The organism is Spiroplasma endosymbiont of Atherix ibis (assembly GCF_964020005.1).
In the GTDB taxonomy this organism is placed as follows: domain Bacteria; phylum Bacillota_I; class Bacilli_A; order Mycoplasmatales; family Mycoplasmataceae; genus Spiroplasma_A.
This window is the reverse complement of sequence record NZ_OZ026474.1, coordinates 258,269-276,638: the sequence shown is the minus strand read 5'-3', so window position 1 is coordinate 276,638 and position 18,370 is coordinate 258,269. Positions and strand designations below refer to the sequence as shown.

Annotated in this window: 16 protein-coding genes; all 16 read right to left on the bottom strand. The window is 25.2% G+C overall.

From position 1 onward, the window contains the following. Window positions 1-32: 32 nt before the first annotated feature. Complete coding sequence (locus AACK92_RS01480) at window positions 33-1,805, bottom strand: PTS transporter subunit EIIC (protein ID WP_339021328.1); 1,773 nt, start codon at window positions 1,803-1,805, stop codon at window positions 33-35. Window positions 1,806-1,908: 103 nt separating this feature from the next. Beyond that, window positions 1,909-2,172 (bottom strand): hypothetical protein, encoded by a 264-nt coding sequence (locus AACK92_RS01475; RefSeq protein WP_339021326.1) that lies wholly within the window; start codon window positions 2,170-2,172, stop codon window positions 1,909-1,911. A gap of 2 nt (window positions 2,173-2,174) precedes the next feature. Then, complete coding sequence (locus tag AACK92_RS01470) at window positions 2,175-3,278, bottom strand: MupG family TIM beta-alpha barrel fold protein (protein ID WP_339021325.1); 1,104 nt, start codon at window positions 3,276-3,278, stop codon at window positions 2,175-2,177. Window positions 3,279-3,649: 371 nt separating this feature from the next. Next, the gene (locus AACK92_RS01465) at window positions 3,650-3,949 is read right to left on the bottom strand and encodes a PTS sugar transporter subunit IIB (protein WP_339021324.1); all 300 of its coding nucleotides are present in this window, start codon (window positions 3,947-3,949) and stop codon (window positions 3,650-3,652) included. A 30-nt stretch (window positions 3,950-3,979) separates the two neighbouring features. Continuing rightward, complete coding sequence (locus tag AACK92_RS01460; RefSeq protein ID WP_339021323.1) at window positions 3,980-4,603, bottom strand: PTS transporter subunit EIIC; 624 nt, start codon at window positions 4,601-4,603, stop codon at window positions 3,980-3,982. Window positions 4,604-4,858: 255 nt separating this feature from the next. After that, complete coding sequence (locus tag AACK92_RS01455) at window positions 4,859-6,022, bottom strand: hypothetical protein (RefSeq protein WP_339021322.1); 1,164 nt, start codon at window positions 6,020-6,022, stop codon at window positions 4,859-4,861. 2 nt (window positions 6,023-6,024) lie between these two features. After that, window positions 6,025-6,720: a hypothetical protein gene (locus AACK92_RS01450; RefSeq protein WP_339021321.1), complete on the bottom strand. Its 696-nt coding sequence runs from the start codon at window positions 6,718-6,720 to the stop codon at window positions 6,025-6,027. After that, window positions 6,711-7,013: a hypothetical protein gene (locus AACK92_RS01445; protein WP_339021320.1), complete on the bottom strand. Its 303-nt coding sequence runs from the start codon at window positions 7,011-7,013 to the stop codon at window positions 6,711-6,713. The genes AACK92_RS01450 and AACK92_RS01445 overlap by 10 nt, the downstream gene beginning before the upstream one ends. A gap of 122 nt (window positions 7,014-7,135) precedes the next feature. Then, complete coding sequence (locus AACK92_RS01440) at window positions 7,136-7,417, bottom strand: PTS lactose/cellobiose transporter subunit IIA (protein WP_339021319.1); 282 nt, start codon at window positions 7,415-7,417, stop codon at window positions 7,136-7,138. A 12-nt stretch (window positions 7,418-7,429) separates the two neighbouring features. Continuing rightward, the gene (locus AACK92_RS01435) at window positions 7,430-9,238 is read right to left on the bottom strand and encodes an ABC transporter ATP-binding protein (protein ID WP_339021318.1); all 1,809 of its coding nucleotides are present in this window, start codon (window positions 9,236-9,238) and stop codon (window positions 7,430-7,432) included. 52 nt (window positions 9,239-9,290) lie between these two features. Beyond that, entirely contained in the window at window positions 9,291-10,805 is a 1,515-nt protein-coding gene (locus AACK92_RS01430; protein ID WP_339021317.1) for a YfcC family protein, read from the bottom strand. Window positions 10,806-11,177: 372 nt separating this feature from the next. Then, window positions 11,178-12,287: a formate/nitrite transporter family protein gene (locus tag AACK92_RS01425; protein WP_339021315.1), complete on the bottom strand. Its 1,110-nt coding sequence runs from the start codon at window positions 12,285-12,287 to the stop codon at window positions 11,178-11,180. A 20-nt stretch (window positions 12,288-12,307) separates the two neighbouring features. Next, window positions 12,308-14,251, bottom strand: a complete 1,944-nt coding sequence (gene thrS, locus AACK92_RS01420) for a threonine--tRNA ligase (protein ID WP_339021314.1) — start codon at window positions 14,249-14,251, stop codon at window positions 12,308-12,310. 114 nt (window positions 14,252-14,365) lie between these two features. Further along, window positions 14,366-15,802, bottom strand: coding sequence for a pyruvate kinase (gene pyk, locus AACK92_RS01415; RefSeq protein WP_339021312.1), 1,437 nt, complete (start codon window positions 15,800-15,802; stop codon window positions 14,366-14,368). Window positions 15,803-15,894: 92 nt separating this feature from the next. Further along, window positions 15,895-17,349 carry a pyruvate kinase gene (gene pyk / locus AACK92_RS01410; protein WP_339021311.1) on the bottom strand — a complete coding sequence of 485 codons (1,455 nt, stop codon included), beginning with the start codon at window positions 17,347-17,349 and terminating at the stop codon, window positions 15,895-15,897. 19 nt (window positions 17,350-17,368) lie between these two features. Continuing rightward, the gene (gene pfkA, locus AACK92_RS01405; RefSeq protein ID WP_339021310.1) at window positions 17,369-18,337 is read right to left on the bottom strand and encodes a 6-phosphofructokinase; all 969 of its coding nucleotides are present in this window, start codon (window positions 18,335-18,337) and stop codon (window positions 17,369-17,371) included. Window positions 18,338-18,370: the final 33 nt, after the last annotated feature.

Genomic DNA, 18,370 nt, shown 5'->3' with positions numbered 1-18,370 from the left:
GAAATGTAATCATTTCCTTTTTAGATTTTAAACTATTTTTCAACAATTTTTCTTACAGAATTTGCAACATGTTCAACATCTGGTCCAATAACAATTTGCAAACTTTCATTTCCTAATCGTTTAATTCCATATGTTCCTGCTGATTTTATAAGAACATCGTCTATTTTATTGTTATCTTTTAGTACAAGTCGCAATCTAGTTGCACAATTGTCAATACTTACAAAATTTTCTTTTCCAATTGCTTGTACTATTTTTTCTGCCATATAATCATATTTATCAATTTTTGATGAATTTTCTTTTATAGTTGATGATTTGCTAGCAGTATTTACTTGATTATTTGAAGTATCTTCCACATTTCTACCTGGTGTACTTAAATTCATACCTTTTATTATAAAGTAGAATACAAAGTAATATGTAGCTCCAGCTCCAGCAGATAAAGCAAGTATTCATAATGGATTTGAAATAATTGAATCACGTACATTTGCTAATGCCCAAGATTGAGGAAGAGAAGCTGCATAATCAATAAATCCTGCACTAAATCCAAATCCTATTTGAATTTTCATTGATGTTGTTATTGCCATAAATATTCCTGTTAATCCTGCATGAATTCCTAATAATGCAGGAGCAATAAATACAAATGAGAATTCTAATGGCTCTGTAATTCCTGATAAGAATGAAACTCCAGCTACTCCTCCAAGGAATCCAGCTATTTCTTTTCTGTTAGATTTATCAGCTGTCATAATCATAGCAATGGCTGCCATTGGTAATCCACCCATCATAATTGGAAAGAATCCTGATTGAAATAATCCTGAAGTACTTATTCCTTTAGAAAAAGCTGTTATATCTCCCATTTCTGTTACTATTTCACTACTTATAGTTGGATTTGAACCAAATCCAGGAGATACAATGTTTCCAGATACTGGCATTTGGAATCAAAAGAATGTATTCATAATTTGATGTAAACCAAATGGAAGCAATAATCTATTTAGAATTGCATAAACTGTTGTTCCGGGTATAGCAACAGCTGGGTTGTCTGGATTAGCAACAGCTGTTCCAAAACTAATTAATCCCAATTGAATTCATGGTCAAATAACTGCAAAAACTAATGCTGTTGGAATAGCTGCTGTTAAAGCAACCATTGGAACAAATCTACGACCTCCAAAAAATGACAAAGCTGTTGGAAGTTTAATTTCTTTTAACCTATTATAAAAGTATGCTGAAAGGCAACCTGTTACAATACCTCCAAGAACTCCTGTACTCAATACATAAGTTCCTTTTTTAATAACATCTTTATTTTCCATAACTTTTACATAAAGCAGTTTAGATCATTCTTTACCACTTGAATCTGTAAATTTTAAAGTTTTTCCTCAAATCATATTTGGTAAAGTTCCTTCTCCTGTTAAAGCAGTAACTGATAAATAAAAAATTACTGCAACTAAAGCTGCCTCACCTCTATGATCTTTTGCAAGACCAAATGCACAACCTATTGCAAATAGCATAGGTAAATTTTCAAATGGAATTAATCCTGGTTTTTGAATAATTAGTGATATTCAATAACCTACTTGATTTGTTATTACAAGAACTCCATTTTCTGCTGTATGAGATGAATATTCAATACCCAAAGCACCAAATCTATTTAGAATAGCTGCAAAAGGAAGAACAGCAATTGGAAATTGTAAAACTTTTCCCAATTCTTGAAGCATTGTTAAAAACTTGCTTCAGCTACCCTTTGAATTGTTCTCATCTTTATTTTTTTTCACTTTTAACTTTTTTTCATTAGTTAAATGTATACTTTTATTTTTCATTTTTATTTTCCTTTCTATTAAAACTTAATAATATTTTACTACAAAAAAAATAAAAAAATAAAAATTTTCCAATTTATTACTAAATTTAGTAAAAAAATTCTTATTAAATAATTTCTCCTATACAAATACCTAAAAATATTAAAGCCATTAAATATCCTACTAAAGCTAATGTAAAAATTCCATAATATTGTCAAAATCTAAATATTTTAAATTTTGTTGATATTACTTTAAATGAATCTTTTTCCAGTTTTTTATTTCTTCTAAAAACTACAAAAAAGATAGTTGAACATATTCCTAAAACTAATCCTAAAATACCAAAGCCTAGCAATGTTCAAAATGTTCCAGCACTTAAACTAGCTAATAACATATTTATTCCTCTATTCCAAATCTAAAGTGATTTCATGGTCCAATAAAATCAATTAATCTCTTTTCACTATCCTTAATAGTACCCATTCAATTATATTTTTGTTGTTTATCTTCAAAGTCATTTTTTAAAATAATATGACATTCACCCTTATATTTTGAGTCATTATTATTTATAATGACAACATCTCCTTTATTATAAGTTTTTTTTGTATTTTTTGGTTCAATAGATTCATTTTTAAACTTTACTCTTGAAAAAGTAGATCTTATAAAATATTCTGTAATATCTCCCCTTCTAAAATGATCAAAATTTAATATGTCTTTTTCAACTTTATTTAATTTGTAAAATGGTTTTACAGTTAAAGTTATTTCATATCTGTCAATGCTTGCAAGTTCTTCTAATTCCTCTTTTAATGAATAGGCATTTCAAATTAATACAAGTTTTATTTCATTAGTATAAAATAAAATTTTAGCTTGCTCAGATATAGAAAGATTTCTTTGTTCTTCTAAGGTAGGCAATTCCTTTCACCCTACAGCTGTTGTCATTTCTCCAAAATGGCTTCCCACAAAAGCTGCTGTTGAAAGGTTATATTTTAAATATTTTTGGTTTGACTGTTTAAAATAATTAAAAGGTAATGCAGTATATTCTAAAGGATAAAAGTTATGGCATCCACTTAGTCTTTCTTTAATTGGCTTAAAATCAATAACATTATCAATTAAACTATCATTATTTGACATATTTAATTGAATATCTATATCATATTTATTATGTGTAATATTTGCTATTTCAAAAGGTAAACTTGGAGAATCTAGTCTTAAACAATCTATTCCATATTCACTACATTTTGATAAATCATTAACATTAATTCCTATTAATTCCATTGATTTATATTCAACATCAACTATTGTATAAAAACCAATTTTTTTTGCATATTTAATACTTTTTAAAACCATTTCTGCTTTTTTATTATCATCTTTTTGTCCAACAAAATGTAATAAACTTGTAAAAACTACTTCATATCCTAATTTTTTAGCTAATTCTAAATAATCTTTATCTTTTTCAAAAGTTGATTGTTCAGGATATATTGATATTCCAATTTTTCTTTTCATAATTTTCCTCACCAATATAATTTTAACAATAAAAAAATCACTTTAAAAAGTAATTTTTTTATTATATTAAATTTACTTTGTATCAATAAATTATTTTATTGTATTTTTAAATTAATAAAAAACATAAAAATTTTGCCTATTAAGTTTGTTTATTTTTTATAACTAATTAAAAATTTAATCAAATCTTTTTAGTTATATATATTTATATTTTTTATTTAATTTTTAAAAGCTATCTTTATATTTAATATTCTATTATTTTTTTATGCTTTTCAATAATTTTATTATTAAATTTGAATTAAAAAAACTATCTTTTTACGATAATTTTCTATTTTATTCAATTTTTTATTTCAAGTAAAAACTTATATTATTTTTTATTTACAATTTTCTAATGCAAAATTTAAAACTTTTTCACCATTTGCTTTAGCATAATCTTCTTTATCAATTACAAATACTGGTGTATCAAAATATGTTTTTATTTCATCAAGCTCATATGCAATTTGTGGACCTAATAAAACTATATCTCAATTATTTCCATTAAGTTTAGCTTCATTTATTGAAACTGCTTTGATTTCTACATTAATGTCCTCTTCAAAAGCATAATTTTGCATATTTTTAACCAAAATTGATGTGCTCATTCCTGCATTACACGCTAAAAGTACCTTTTTATTCATTAATTTTAATTCCTTTCAAATAAACTAAATTTATGATATTTTTAAATTACTATTTAATTTTACTATATTTCCATCTAATATATTTTTATTTTTGGCAAACTTATTTAAAAGTTCACGTTTTTCTATTTTATTTTCAAGCATAACAAATGGTGAATACATAGTAATTAATATTACAAGATTAATCAATGCTACAAGACCACCAATTAAACTCTTAGTTGTTAATATTCCCCCAATTATTGGTGGTGTTGTTCAAGGAACAATAACACTAGAATGAGGCATCATTCCTAAAGTAGTTGCTAAATAAGCAAAAATAACTGCTAACAATGGTCCAAGTATAAATGGAATAACAAAGATTGGATTAAGAACAATTGGTAATCCAAATAATAAAGGCTCATTAATGCAAAATATTGCTGGTATTAATGTAATTTTAGCCATTGTTTTATAATCACCACGTTTAGAAAATATGAAAATAGCAATTATTAAACCAATTGTTCCCCCAGTTCCTCCCATAAATAGAAAATTATTCATAAATGGATTTGTAAATACATATTGAGGAGTTGTTCCATTAGCAAGTGCTTGTTGATTTTGAATTAAACCATCTAATTGTATTGGTTCTACAATTGGTGACAATATTCCACTTGCGTGAATTCCCATAAATCACAAAAATTGTCATAGAAAGACAATAGATATCATTCCTACAAATCCTGATACTACATTTACAAGAGGTTTTTGTATTGCAACAGTAATTAAACCATTAATATCTATAAATGTTACTTTATTTGTTCCAATAGTTATTTCTCCAACGCTTTCACCTATTCAAGTAATTGAAAAAGCAATTACTCCAAAAACTATAGATGTAATTCCATAAGGAATTAAAACATTAAATGACTTTGCAACACCATCTGGAACTTAATCTGGCATTTTTATTTTTAGTTTTTGGTTTTTTGAAAGATGCCCAAATAAAACAGTTGAAAAAATACCAACAAGCATTGCAATAAACATTCCTGTACTTCCAAAAACTGCTAAATTTGTTCAAAATGAAGGACTTATAATTAAAAATGAAATAAAAGCCATAATTGCTGCTGCTCATTGATTAACTTTATAATATGGAGCTAAATGGTATGCAATTGCACCTGCTAATAAAAATCCAAAAAAAGCATAAGTTCCATTTCAAATGTAAGAACCTATTGTTTTAAATTGTTCTAAAGTTGCAAGTTGATCTGATGTCAAATAAAATAAATTAAATAAACCTCCATTACCTGCTCCAAAAAAAATATTATTTATTAAAATAAATATAGCTCCAACAATAACTAAAGGCATTAATGAAAAAAATCCATTTTTTATAGAAACCATAAATTTTCAATTTGATAATTTACCTGATGCTCAAGTAATTTTATCAATTGAGGTTCTAATAGTTATTAAATCTGCTTTACCAGCATTATATCTAATCTTTAATTTTTGATTTTTAATTTTACTTTTTTCTTTAAAAAGCTCATTTTCATAATTCACTTTTAAATCATTAATTTTTAAAGATAATTCATAAACTGTTTCATCAATTTCTGATTTTAAAGGCTTAAGTCTTTTTTTATGACCTAATTTTCCAAAAAGGTAACAAATATTTTCTGAACTTTTATTTTCATTTTTTCATTTTTCTATTAAAATACTATATTGTTTATTATATTCAGTTTTTGACTCTTTTAATGCAATTTTAACTTTATTTTTAAGCTCTTGAATATTATTTTTACTTTTTTCCAGTCTAGACTCTTTTTTCTGTTCATATTCTTCTTTTAAATTTACAATATTAGAATTGTAGTCTTCATATATTTTATTGATATCAGCTTTTTTATATTTAGCATTTAATAAATCCAAATTAAAATTAGTTATAAGTTCTTTTTCTTTTTCTTTTCTAATTTTATTGAAAGTTGATGAGATTTCTTTATGTTTATTTTTTAAAAGATGAAGCTCATTTTTTGCTTCAAAAATTTCTTTTTTTATTTTCTTTATTTTTTGTTTACTTGATTTAATTGAATTCCAAGTATCAAATATATCATGGTATTTTTCATATTTAAGCATATTTATACATTACCTCCGGAAATATTTTCAAATCCATAATTATAAAATCTCATTATTTGCTCATTTTTCATTTTAATTGATACTTCTCTTGCAGAAACAGTTTTTATTTTTTTTGATGATATTATTTTATTAGTATTATCAAAAGTAATTACACCACTATTAGGACTATTAATTTGATTATTTTCTTCAAATCAATACCCCTCATATTTTCTAATATAATTTTCATCAAGTCCACCAACATTAATATATTTAACTAATGTTTGATCAAATTTAATTTTTGTAAGAGCAGTACCCTTACTTTTTGCTTTACCTTTGTTTACTATTTTAAACATAGGAACAAATCATCAATCTTCGATATATTTATTCATATAATTAATGCTTTTCATATATTCATCTTTTTCATCTAAATTATTTAGATTTTTTTTATAAAAAGCTTGGTTAAATTCTAAATTATTTTTTAGAACAGCAAATCTAGCTGTATTTACTTGAAATTCTGGTTTTATAATTTCATCTCCAAAATATTCTAGTAAATTTTTTTCTGAATCATAGTTAATTTCAGTTGATGCACTACCATATTCTCCTTTATCATCAATTACATAGTAGTAATAATAATAATTTCCATTTTCATTATCCTTATTAAATTTTGGAACTAATTTATTAAAATAATTACTAGCTTCTTTAAATAATTCTAATGACACATCTGTAATTTTTTTAACATACCTTCAGTATCATTAACAATAGTTTTATTAATTGACAAAGAAAGTGTTGACATCATTTGTCCATTTTCTTTTTCATTATGTTCATTATCATCAATTTGAACACATTCTTTTGCAATATTATAGTAAGTAAGTTGAGTTAAAGATTCTACATCTTTTTTCAAGATATCTTTGAAAACTAAAGATCATGTATTACATGAAATTACTTGAGTAGATAATAAAATTGGAGAAGATGCTAAAGAAATTATGCTAAATAAAGCTAATATTTTTTTCATGTAAAAACTCCTTCATATTTATTTTATAATAATTACTAAAATAAAAAAAATAAATATACATTTATTTTTTTTATTTTTTTAAATTCTATTTATTTATAATTTTATACATTTCAATCATTTCTTTACCTAAATCAATTATTTGCTTGTGTTGTAAGCATTTGATCTTCTGCATGTAAAAAAATTAATTTTAAATCAAGTTTTTCTCCATTTGCTTCTCTTGCTACTATATCAAAATGTAAATTATGTGCTTTATTCATTTCTAATTCAGCTAATTTAATTAATTCTTTTGATTTATCAAATTCTTTTTGTCTAGCTGCTCTAATAGCCAATATTGCATTTGATTTTGAAGTTCCTATACAAGAAATCATTTCCATTGATATTTCATTTCAATTAATTTCATTCATACTTCTTAACCTCTATTTCATTAAACCTAGTGTATAAAGTTTTTTAAAATGACCTTCTTTTTCTTTTAATTCATTAAAATTTCCTTTTTGAACAATCCCATTTTTATCTAAAACAATGATTTCATCTACATTCATAATTGTGCTTAATCTATGTGCTATTACAACAGTGGTTCTTCCAATCATTAGCTTATTTAACTCTGATTGAATTTCTTTTTCAACTACATTATCTAAAGCACTTGTAGCTTCATCAAGAATTAATAATTGTGGATCCTTTAAAAAAATACGTGCAATTACTAAACGTTGTTTTTGTCCACCACTTAACATAAACCCTCGTTCTCCTAAAATTGTATCATAGCCAATTGGTAATTTTTTTATGTAATTGTGGATTTTAGCTTTTTTAGCTGCTTCAATTGCTTCTTCATCTGATTTATCAAAAAATGGATATTTTAAGTTCTCCATAACTGTTCCATAAAATATTTGTGGTTCTTGTTCAACATATCCAACTCTATTTAAATAATCATTATGATCTATTTTTTTTATATTTTTACCATTTATTAAAAGTTCTCCTGTTGTAACATCATAAAATCTTAATAATAACTTTGCTATTGTTGATTTACCTACACCTGTTTCTCCAACAAAAGCATAACTTTTATTTTTTTCAAAATTTAAACTAATTGTTGCCAATATTTGTTTTTTTGGTGACTCAGGATAATTAAAAGTTACTTTATTAAAAACTATATTTTCAATATCTCCAACTTTTTCTGGATTATCTACAAAATTTAACAATGAATTTGAATTATAAATATAATTAAGTCTCATAATACAATTTGATAATTTAGTTAATCCTCTCATTCATATTGGCAATGTCAATAATGCATATAAAACATTATTTGTAGCTGATGTAAATGCTACAAGTAAATTTGAAAGTTCATTAGGTTTCATTGAATTACTATATAATCCAATTGCAGAAATAATAGTAATAATTGGTAAAGCTCAAGCAAAACTATAAGCAAAAAAAGATAAAAGTGATTGTAGTCAAATAACTTTACTTAATTTTTGATCATACTTTTCATGTAATTTTTTATTTCTAATAGTTTCTCTATTTTCAGAAGCATTAGCTTTAATTGCTCTAATATTTATTAATCTGTCTGTAATATCTGTATCAATTGCTTGTTTTATGTCAGCAAAAACAATAATTGCTCTTCTATAATATACAAAAATAATTCAAATTATTATTACTAAAAGTGCAAAAATACCTATAACAATTAAAGTAAGAGTAATATCAATAGTAAACATAAAAATTGCCATTGTTATAAAACTTACACTACTAAATAGCAAATTTAACAAAAAGTCATTAAATGAATCGCCTGAACCTTGACTATCATTTATTACTCTAGACATTATTAATCCTATTTGATTTTTTGAATAATAACTAATATCAACTTCAACTAATTTTTTAAGTGCTTTTATTCTTAAATAAATTTCAACTCTTTTTGCAAAAATAGCTGCATATATATTTGTTAAGTAATCAAAAAATATAATTGCAAAAAGCAAAACTATACCTACATAGACTCAACTAATTCAACTCATTGTAAATCATAAAAAATGATTTGCTTGTAAACCTAAACTTGTAAGATTTTTTGTCATTTGACTAACAACAATAGTCATTGAAGAATACAAAATTGAATCTATAATTGTAAAAATTAAATAGCCAATAAATATTTTAGGATTTTTTTTGATACCCTTTCCAATCATTTTAAATGAATCAAAAAATTTCTTGGCTGAAAAAGCTCTTTCGCTTTTAAATTTTTTTCCTTTCATAAACTACCCCCAAAAAAATAAAAACCCTTAGGTTTTTTAACAATAATATCTTTTAAAAAATATGAGCTCCTGTATAATTTAAACCTGTCCCAATTAAAAGTAATGATATATTTATAACAAATAAGCTTAAATGAAATTTTCAAGTTCCTTTTAAAATTGTACCATAACTTGTTCTACCAATTTGTGCTGCTCCAACAACAATTCCAGAAGCTGGAGAAACCATATTTGCCATTCCATTAGCATATGCAAATGCAGTTATACTTCCAGAAATCATATTAGTTACAGTTGAACCAATAGTTATAGAACCTGCTAATGGTCCTCAAACCGGAAATACTGCACTTGAAAATCCTGAAGTTGAAGGCAAAGCAAATGACATAGGTATAAAAAGTAAGAAAGTCATAATTATAAATAAAAATGGATTTATATTACCTATATTTGAATTTCTAATACCTGTAAGCATAAGAGCTTGAATACCAGTTTCTTTTAAAAGATAAGTAATAGCTCCTGCAATTGAAATAATAAATGCTACTCCTATCATATCTTTTGCACCTGTCATAAGATCTTCAATAAAAGTCTCTTCTCCTTCTCATTTTAGAATAGCAACAATTAATGAACCTATTAGAAAGAAACCAGAAACTACAAACATATCCCCATATCCCATTCCAGGAACTAAACCTGTTAAAAAAGGAATATACTTATTAACTCATTTTCCAAAATCATGCATAGCAGTTGTTTTAAATAATTCATCTCAAGGAAATAAATATGCAATCATTACTAAAAACATTACTAAAAACATTACACTAATTACTATTCTTTTTTTAGTTAAAGGAATTTCATTAATTTGTTCTTTTAAAAAGAATTTTTTATCTTCTTCTAATGTTGAAAATGTGTATGAAAGTTGAGGATTCTTTTTTACACTTCTTGCATAAAACATTATTCATCCTGAAGTAAATCCTGTTACAAGAACTCAAGCTACTAATCTAAAAATTAGACCATCCATTGCTTGAGAATTTGCAGCATCTGCAGCTGTAAAAATTAAGAAAGGATCAAATGTTGCTAGCATTGGACCAATTCCCCCACCAAGCAATACTGTTATTAACGCTGTGAAAACATCAAAACCTGCTACTAACATTAATGGAATAACTATCATATGAAATCCTAAAGCTTCTTCTGACATTCCATATGCAGATCCACAAAAACTTAAAAATATAACAATAATTGGAATTGTTCAAATTGTTTTTTCTTTAAATTTTCATGCTATTTTTTGAGTCAATGCATCTAATGATTTTGACTTCATTACAATGTAAATAAATGCTCCAATTGATAAAACAAATACAATAATTTCTACTTTATTTTCAAATCCTTTAAATATAGATACAAATAAATCAATTATTCCAATAGCTTTAATTACAGTTGGAATTGATGGTTCTACCTCGCTTGCACCAAGCTTATTATAAGTTACTCCTGAATAGTACAATATTCAAGATATTATCATTATCATTATCAATACAGCAAAAAGTATTGTAAACGAAGTGGGTATTTTAAATTTAGGTTCTTTATTATTCATTTTTAAGTCTCTCATTCTAATTGTTATTTTTTATATTAAGTTTAAATTTTGATATATTATTTATTATTTGTATTTATTATTTAAATTTTAAAAATAAGTATTTATGTATTTGTAATCAAAAAAATCAATAGTTAATAAAACTACTTTCGTTTGCCCTTACTAATTTGTTTGATTATTAATCTCATAAAAATACTCCTGTGCATTTATCTTTTTTTATTATATATAAAAAAAGATAAAAACCATAATTAAATTAATATATTTTTCTAAGTTAGTAATTTGAGCAAAATAAAAGTAGTTGCATTTAAAACAACTACTTTATAAAAACCTTTTATATAATTTTCAAAATACATTCAGAATAATAATTAAATATTTTTATTCTGAATTTTTATCATTTTTTCTAACTTGAATATTAGCTTTTTGTTTTAATTTTTTATCATTTTTTTTAATTTGTTTATCAGCAATTTCTTTAAAACTACGCATTTTTTCTTCTAAATATTCTAATTTAATTTTTTTAAATAAAATTGATACATATTCTTTATTAATAAAATATAAGACTCCTGACAATAATAATGCTCCACCAATTCAATTACCAATTAAAGTAGGTATTGTACTTAAACCAATAAATAAAACAAAATGATAGAATTGAGGACGTAATAAAATTTCTCCACTTCCACTTGTTATTGCTACTTGACTGTGATTAAAAATTATTTCAAACAATAACATTCACATAAAGAAAGAATTTGCAGGTCCATGTTGGAAACTTCCAATTGCAAAGTAAGCAATTGGGAAAATCATTAGTAAAATAATTGCAGCTGCATTTTTTGTTGTACTTGCTAATGGTAATGTTGAACAAACCATTATATTACATAAAATTCCTGAGCAAATACCTATTCCAATTGTTGCAAGAATGCTTACTGCTTTAATTGATTCATTATTTTGTAAATCATAATTTACTAAATATAATTTATGCATTGACATAGCAAAAACTTTATTTAGAAAAGGACCATTATTTCAAAGTCCTCCAGCTCCTGAAAAAATTGCTACAAAAATAAATGTTCCAACTAAATTTCCTAAAAGCACTCCAAAAATTCCTTTTAAGTAAAGTCTTTTACTTCCACAACCTTTAAAAATTGGAATTGTACTAAAGACATGACTTGTAAACAATCCTCCTCCAAGAAATGTAATCATAATAATACATCCTGGAAAAATAAAACCTAATAAAATTGTTCCAAATGCTTCAAAACCAGTTCCCTTAAGAGAGACCATTGCAATAATACATGCTACATATCCAAAACCAATAATTACACCACTCATAATTCCAAGCAATATTTGTTTTATAAAAGTATAATGCAACTTATGCATTGCAGCTTTAAAACCTCCTAATACGCCATCTACCATAAATGAATGTTGTGCATCCAAAATTCCATAATCTACTTCTTTAAGAGACCTAATTTCTTCTTCTATATTTATATTTTTATTCATATTTTTTTAAATCTCCTAATTTAATTATATATTTTTTCTTTAACTTTATTTTTAACCATTTTAATGAATTCTTTAAGAGTTATAGTAATTTGTTCTTCACTACCATATTTTCTATATGTTACCATATTATTTTCAGCTTCCTTATCTCCTAATACTAATTGATAAGGTATTTTTCTAACTTGTGCATCACGAATTTTATAACTCAATCTTTCATCTCTAAGATCTATTTTTGTTCTTATTAATTTTGATTTTAATTCTTCTCTTACTTTTTCTGCATAATCTTTTTTAGAAATATTTACAGGAATTATTTCAACTTGTTGAGGAGTACATCATAATGGTAAAACTCCTTTTGTTTGTTCCAAAAGAACTGAAATAAATCTCTCATAAGTTCCTACAAGACCTCTATGAATCATAATAGGTCTTTCTAATTCTCCAGCATAATTTATATAAATAAGTTCAAATTTTTGAGGTAATAAAAAATCTAATTGTATTGTTGAAACTGTAATCTCATGTCCTAAAGCAGTTTTTGCTTGAATATCTAATTTAGGTCCATAAAATGCAGCTTCACCAATCATTTTTTTATAATTAATTTTTAATTCATTTAAAACTTTTTCAAGTTCTGCTTCTGCAGAATTTCACATTTTATCATCATTAAAATATTTTTCTTTATCTTCTGGATCTCTTAATGATAAAGATAAATAATCAATTTTAATATCAAAAGTTTTTAAAACTTCTGTTATTAAATTAAAACATCTTATAAATTCATCTTTAACTTGGTCTGCTCTTACAAAAATATGTGAATCTGTTAATTCCATTGCTCTAACTCTTTCAAGTCCTGTTAAACTTCCAGATGATTCATATCTGTGTTGTAATGCATGTTCTGCAAATCTTAAAGGTAAATCTCTATAACTTCTTGGCTTATATCTATAAACTGAAATATGATGAGGACAACTCATTGGTTTTAAAACCATTTCTTCTTTTGGAAGATTCATAGAGGCAAACATATCATCTCTATAATGATCTCAATGTCCTGAAGTTTTATAAAGTTTACTTGTTCCAATTACAGGAGTTTCAATTTGAATGAAGTCATATTCATATTCTTTTTCCATTAAATATTTTTTAATTTCTTGTTTTAAAATAGTACCATTTGGCAATCAAATAGGTAAACCTTGTCCAATTAAAGGATCTAAATGATATATTTCTAAATTTTTAGCAATATATTTATGATCACTTTCTTTTAATTCTTCAATTTTTCTTTTCTTTTCTTCAAGTTCTTTTTCACTAGTTGCAGTTAAACCATGAATTTTATATACATATTTATTATTTTCTATTTGAAAGGCAGTTATTTCATTTAATTCAATTTTAAATAAATCACCTGTATTATTTAAATTAGCATATCTAGAATAATATATAACATTATTTAATGATCCAACTGGAAATTTTATATATCTATTTTTATTTTTTTCCAACATAATATCTATATATTTTTTTTTAATATTAATAGAGCTCATTATCTCTTTATATTTTTCATCTGTAATAACTGTATCTTCAAATTTAATTTCTATTTTTTTATTAATAAAATCATTTGCTAATTTTTCTACTTCTTTCAAGTCTTCTAATGTTAATTTGGTTGGTAAGTCATAATACACAAAGAACTCTGGTTTATCATATCCTTCAGATTCAGGATAAAGACTTCCTTGTGGAAATAAAGTTTTTAAAGCAAAACTTGTAATTATTTTAGCAGTGTAATTTACAACAGAATTAAACAATTCATGTCTTTCTGTAATTAATTCCAATTTGCAATCTTTATCTATAGTTGCTTTAGCTGGAACCACTTCTTTACTATTAATAATTGCTCCAACACATTTTTTACCTAATGATATAGATATTTCTTGAGCAATTTCTAAGACAGTTTTTGGAGTTTCAAAACTCATTACTTTTCCATCTAATAATTTTATTTTCATCTATACTTCCACCTTTTTCAATTACTTATATTTAAAACATCAATTTATATTATACATAATTTTATTAACTTACAAAGAAAAAAAGTAAACATAAAAATGTTTAATTTTTTAAAATTATAATACTGTAATTTCTTTAATATTTTCACTTCTAACAAACAAAATTCTTTCTCCTGATTTTGCACCTCATGATTTTGCAACTTCTGAGATAGCTTTTTGATCATCCATGAATGAATCTAAATTAGCTACTTGATTCATAAAGATTGAGTGCATTGCTCCAAATCCAGTTCATAATTTTTTATTATCACAAACACCTAAGATTGTAACATTTGGTCTAAATTTTGAAATAGTTCTTAACAATTCACCAGTTCTTGATAAAACAACAGCATATTCATAATTTCCACCTAAAGTAGTATTTGCTAATTGATTTGCAATTTCTGCTCTTTTTCCTGAACTTGATTTTCTAGCATTTTCTAATTGTTTAATATAATAATTTTTTTCATAGAATTCAATTTCAGCACGTTTATTAATTGTTGACATAGTTTCAACTGTAATAAATGGGAAATCTCCATTTGCTGATTCACCACTTAACATAGTTGCATCAGCTCCTAATTCAGTTGCATAATAAACATCTGTTACTTCAGCTCTTGTTGGTTGAGGATTGTCAGTCATTGATTCTAACATTTGTGTTGCGACAATAACTAATTTTCCTTGCTCTCTACATTTTCTAATAATTTGTTTTTCTCAATATGGTACATCATAATAAGGAATTTCTAATCCTAAATCTCCACGAGCAACCATAATTCCATCTGAAGCTGTAATAATTGAATCAATATTATCACATCCAACTTGTGATTCTATTTTTGAAATAATTTGAATATGTTCAGCTTTACATTCTTTTAAAATATTTCTAATTTCTTTTACATTATCTGCTGAATTAACAAATGATGCTGCAATATAATCAATATTATTTTCGATTCCAAAATGGATATCTTTATAATCTTTTTCAGCTAAAAATGGTAATGTAAATTCTACACCTGGTAAATTTACTCTTTTATTTGTTTTTACTAAATGAGTATTAAATGCCTTACACATAACTTTATATTTATCAACACTTGTTACATGCATTGTTAATTTTCCATCATCTACTAAAACAACATCTCCAACTTTAACATCTTGAGACATATCATATGACATTTGCATTTCATTTGCTGAACACTCTCTTGTTGAGAAATCTTTTGGATCAGTATAAACAGTTACTTCAGTTCCTACTTTAACTTCTTGTTTTCCATTTTTCATTTTTCCAATTCTAATTTCTGGACCTTTTGTATCTAATAAAATTGAAATTGGTTTATTTATTTCTTTTCTTAAAGTTTTAACTCATTCAAATCTTTCTCCATGTTCTTGAAAATCTGCATGTGAAAAGTTCAAACGAATTGTTGTCATTCCTTTATCAAATAATTCTTTGATAGCTTCTTTTGAGTGAACACTTGGACCAATAGTTGTAATAACTTTGGTTCTTTTCATTTTTTCATTTAAATTAAATTTATTCATCTTATTTCTCCTTATAAATAACAAAAAAATTATAACATTATATAGTATATTTTATTTAAATAGAATAGTTTAAAAAACTACTATTTAGCTTTTTAAACTGTATGAACTTTAATATTTTGACTTCTAACAATAAGAATTTGTTCTCCTTTTTTTGCACCTCATGATCTTGCAATTTCTGATAATTCTTCATTATTGTCAATAATTTTATTAATGCTTTTAACTCTATTCATAAAAATTGAATGCATTGCGCCAAAACCAGTTCATAATTTTTCATTATCACAAACACCTAAGATTGTAACATTTGGTCTAAATTTTGAAATAGTTCTTAACAATTCACCAGTTCTTGAAAGTACTAATGCAAATTCATATTTCCCATTTCTTGTAATATTTGCCAATTCATCTGCAATTTGTGCTCTTTTACCAGATGAGCTATTTCTTGCAACTTCTAATGCTCTATCATAATAAATTTTTCCATAAAAACCTAATTCTGCACGCTTATTAATTGTTGCCATAGTTTCTGTTGTTATAAATGGATAAATACCTGCAGCTGATTCACCACTTAACATAGTTGCATCAGCTCCTAATTCAGTTGCATAATAAACATCTGTGACTTCAGCTCTTGTTGGATGAGGATTATCAGTCATTGATTCTAACATTTGTGTTGCAACTACTACTACTTTTCCGGCTTTTCTACATTTTCTAATCATTTGTTTTTCTCAATATGGCACTTCATAATAAGGAATTTCTAATCCTAAATCTCCACGAGCAACCATAATTCCATCTGATGCTTCAATAATTGAATCGATATTAAAAATACCTATTTTTGATTCTATTTTTGAAATAATTTGAATATGTTCAGCTTTACATTCTTTTAAAATATTTCTAATTTCTTTTACATTATCTGCTGAATTAACAAATGATGCTGCAATATAATCAACTTTCATTTTTACTCCATATTTAATATCATCAATATCTTTTTGAGCTAAAAATGGTAATGAAAAATCAACACCTGGTAAATTTACCCTTTTATTTGTTTTTATAGTATGTGTATTAAAAGCTTTACAATTAATAAATCCTAATTCGACATTAATAACATTTAATGTCAATTTTCCATCATCTACTAAAACTGTATCTCCTGGTTTTAAATCAATACTCATATCATATGAAACTGTCATTTCAGTTGCTTTACATTCACGATTTAAATATTCTTCTTGAGTTGTATAAACTCTAATATCTGATCCAGCTTTAATTTCTTGTGCTCCATCAAAAACTTTTCCAATTCTAATTTCTGGACCTTTTGTATCTAACATAATTGAAATTGGTTTTTCTAATTCTTCTCTTAATTCAATTACTGATTTAATTTTTTCTGATTGCTCTTCTTGTTTTCCATGAGAGAAATTTAACCTAACAACATTCATTCCTGATTCAAATAATTTTCTAATATCGTCTTTTGAATGAGTACTTGGTCCTATTGTTGTAACTATTTTAGTTCTTTTAATTTTTTTTGCAATTTTACTTGGTTCATAAAATTCTATTTCTTTATCCATAATTATTTTCTCCTTATTATTAAATTGCTTTATTAATATTTCTTAGTTTTTCATACTCATCAGTTTTATCAACTTTTGGCATATTTAGAGTTAATTCTATATCTCTGGCAACTAATTTATTATTGCTCATTCCAATATACAAGCCACCTTTACCTGCAATTAACTGTTCAACTGCAAATATTCCTGCTTTAACTGCTAAATATCTATCTATACCACTAGGTTTTCCTCCTCTTTGGATGTGACCAAGAATTGTTGCTCTAGTTTCATAACCAGTTTCTTTTTCAATTTTTTTTGCCAATTCATTTACATCATAGTTTTTTTCAGCAACAGCAACAATTACACTTCTTTTATTTTTTTTGCGCAATTCCTTAACTTGATTAATTATTTCATTTTCTGTTAAATAACTTTCTTTTGTTGAGAACACTTCAGAACCACTTCCAGTTGCTCCATATAAAGTTAAATCTCCACACCCATTTCCCATAATTTCTACAACCATACATCTATTGTGAGATTGAATTGTATCTCTTATTTGATCTAATGAGTTTATTACAATATTTAGTGCCGTGTCAAAACCTATTGTATAATCTGAAGAAACAATATCATTGTCAATTGTTCCTGGAAGACCTATACAATTTATTCCCATTTTTGTTAACTTTTCAGCACCTTGATAACTTCCATCTCCACCAATTACAACTAATGCTTCAATTCCTATTGCTTTTAAATTTTTAACAGCTTTTTGTCTAACTGATTCTTCTTTAAATTCAGGTAATCTTGCAGAACCTATTACAGTTCCCCCTTTTGAAATAATATCTGATGCAAAATTAATATCTACTTTTTCAATTCAATTATTAATAAGACCTTTATAACCATCTTTAACAATAAAAGCTTCAATCCCTTTTGAAATTGCAGTTTTAATAACTGATGCAACAGCAGCATTCATACCTGGTGCATCTCCTCCTGATGTTAAAACACCTATTTTTTTAATCATAAACTTCCTCCATATATATTGATTATATAACTT